Here is a 3,210-nt window from a genome sequence, read left to right on the forward strand (position 1 = left end):
GGTGGCGGGCGGGTGGCTGGTCGTTGTTTGAGAACTGCACAGTGGACGCGAGCATCTGTGGCCAAGTTTTTAAGGGCGCACGGTGGATGCCTTGGCACCAGGAACCGATGAAGGACGTGGGAGGCCGCGATAGGCCCCGGGGAGCTGTCAACCGAGCTGTGATCCGGGGGTGTCCGAATGGGGAAACCCGGCAGTCGTCATGGGCTGTCACCCGCTGCTGAACACATAGGCAGTGTGGAGGGAACGCGGGGAAGTGAAACATCTCAGTACCCGCAGGAAGAGAAAACAACCGTGATTCCGGGAGTAGTGGCGAGCGAAACCGGATGAGGCCAAACCGTCTGTGTGTGATACCCGGCAGGGGTTGCGCGGGCGGGGTTGTGGGAGTGTGCTGGACCGGTCTGCCGGCCGGTCGGAGAGTCAGAAACCGTCGTGGTAGTCGAAGGGCATGCGAAAGGCCCGGCGTAGAGGGTAAGACCCCCGTAGACGAAATCATGGCGGCTCTCTTGCGCGTTTCCCAAGTAGCACGGGGCCCGAGAAATCCCGTGTGAATCTGGCGGGACCACCCGCTAAGCCTAAATATTCCCTGGTGACCGATAGCGGATAGTACCGTGAGGGAATGGTGAAAAGTACCGCGGGAGCGGAGTGAAATAGTACCTGAAACCGTGTGCCTACAAGCCGTGGGAGCGTCGTCGGCGGGCTTGTCCTGCCGGCCGTGACTGCGTGCCTTTTGAAGAATGAGCCTGCGAGTTTGCGGTGCGTGGCGAGGTTAACCCGTGTGGGGGAGCCGTAGCGAAAGCGAGTCCGAACAGGGCGACTTCAGTCGCGCGCCCAAGACCCGAAGCGGAGTGATCTAGCCATGGGCAGGGTGAAGCGCGGGTAAGACCGTGTGGAGGCCCGAACCCACCAGGGTTGAAAACCTGGGGGATGACCTGTGGTTAGGGGTGAAAGGCCAATCAAACTCCGTGATAGCTGGTTCTCCCCGAAATGCATTTAGGTGCAGCGTCGCGTGTTTCTTGCCGGAGGTAGAGCACTGGATAGGCGATGGGCCTCACCGGGTTACTGACCTTAGCCAAACTCCGAATGCCGGTAAGTGAGAGCGCGGCAGTGAGACTGCGGGGGATAAGCTCCGTGGTCGAGAGGGAAACAGCCCAGAACACCGGCTAAGGCCCCTAAGCGTGTGCTAAGTGGGAAAGGATGTGGAGTCGCAGAGACAACCAGGAGGTTGGCTTAGAAGCAGCCACCCTTGAAAGAGTGCGTAATAGCTCACTGGTCAAGTGATTCCGCGCCGACAATGTAGCGGGGCTCAAGCACACCGCCGAAGCCGTGTCACTCACACAACAGCCCCAACGGGTGTGTGGGTGGGTAGGGGAGCGTCGTGTGCCGGGTGAAGCGGCGGCGGAAGCCAGTCGTGGACGGTTCACGAGTGAGAATGCAGGCATGAGTAGCGATACAAGAGTGGGAAACTCTTGCGCCGATTGACCAAGGGTTCCTGGGTCAAGCTGATCTGCCCAGGGTAAGTCGGGACCTAAGGCGAGGCCGACAGGCGTAGTCGATGGACAACGGGTTGATATTCCCGTACCCGCTATGAAGCGCCAGCGCTGAACCTCTGAATGCTAAGGCCGTGAAGCCGCCCCTGATCTCTTCGGAGTGAGGGGGAGTGGTGGAGCCGCTGACCCAACAGGGTAGTAGGTGAGCGATGGGGTGACGCAGGAAGGTAGTCCAGCCCGGGCGGTGGTTGTCCCGGGGTAAGGGTGTAGGACGTGGGGTAGGCAAATCCGCCCCGCACGAGTCTGAGACCTGATGCCGAGCCGATTGTGGTGAAGTGGATGATCCTATGCTGTCGAGAAAAGCCTCTAGCGAGTTTCATGGCGGCCCGTACCCCAAACCGACTCAGGTGGTCAGGTAGAGAATACCGAGGCGTTCGGGTGAACCGTGGTTAAGGAACTCGGCAAAATGCCCCCGTAACTTCGGGAGAAGGGGGGCCATTGCTGGTGATGGGCCTTGCGCCTGGAGCTGGTGGTGGCCGCAGAGACCAGCGAGAAGCGACTGTTTACTAAAAACACAGGTCCGTGCGAAGCCGTAAGGCGATGTATACGGACTGACGCCTGCCCGGTGCTGGAACGTTAAGGGGACCGGTTAGTGAGGCTTCGGCCTTGCGAAGCTGAGAACTTAAGCGCCAGTAAACGGCGGTGGTAACTATAACCATCCTAAGGTAGCGAAATTCCTTGTCGGGTAAGTTCCGACCTGCACGAATGGCGTAACGACTTCTCGACTGTCTCAACCACGGGCCCGGTGAAATTGCATTACGAGTAAAGATGCTCGTTTCGCGCAGCAGGACGGAAAGACCCCGGGACCTTTACTACAGCTTGATATTGGTGTTCGGTTCGGCTTGTGTAGGATAGGTGGGAGCCGGTGAAGCAGCAACGCCAGTTGTTGTGGAGGCGTCGTTGAAATACCACTCTGGTCGTGCTGGATGTCTAACCTGGGTCCGTGATCCGGATCAGGGACAGTGTCTGGTGGGTAGTTTAACTGGGGCGGTTGCCTCCTAAAGGGTAACGGAGGCGCCCAAAGGTTCCCTCAGCCTGGTTGGCAATCAGGTGTTGAGTGTAAGTGCACAAGGGAGCTTGACTGTGAGACCGACGGGTCGAGCAGGTGCGAAAGCAGGGACTAGTGATCCGGCGGTGGCTTGTGGAAGCGCCGTCGCTCAACGGATAAAAGGTACCCCGGGGATAACAGGCTGATCTTCCCCAAGAGTCCATATCGACGGGATGGTTTGGCACCTCGATGTCGGCTCGTCGCATCCTGGGGCTGGAGTAGGTCCCAAGGGTTGGGCTGTTCGCCCATTAAAGCGGTACGCGAGCTGGGTTTAGAACGTCGTGAGACAGTTCGGTCCCTATCCGCTGTGCGCGTAGGAGTCTTGAGAAGGGCTGTCCCTAGTACGAGAGGACCGGGACGGACGAACCTCTGGTGTGCCAGTTGTCCTGCCAAGGGCATGGCTGGTTGGCTACGTTCGGGAGGGATAACCGCTGAAAGCATCTAAGCGGGAAGCCTGCTTCGAGATGAGGGCTCCCACCACCTTGAGTGGGTAAGGCTCCCAGTAGACGACTGGGTTGATAGGCCGGGTGTGGAAGCCGAGTGATCGGTGGAGCTGACCGGTACTAATAGGCCGAGGGCTTGTCCATAGTTGCTCCGCGTCCACTGTGTAGTTCT

At 59.1% G+C, this 3,210-nt stretch carries 1 rRNA gene; it reads left to right on the top strand.

Annotated features, from left to right (window positions below):
- Positions 1 to 59: 59 nt before the first annotated feature.
- A 23S ribosomal RNA gene (locus tag ACFY07_RS28505) occupies positions 60 to 3,182 on the top strand.
- Positions 3,183 to 3,210: the final 28 nt, after the last annotated feature.

Source organism: Streptomyces sp. NPDC001380, from assembly GCF_042895785.1.
Lineage (GTDB): Bacteria > Actinomycetota > Actinomycetes > Streptomycetales > Streptomycetaceae > Peterkaempfera.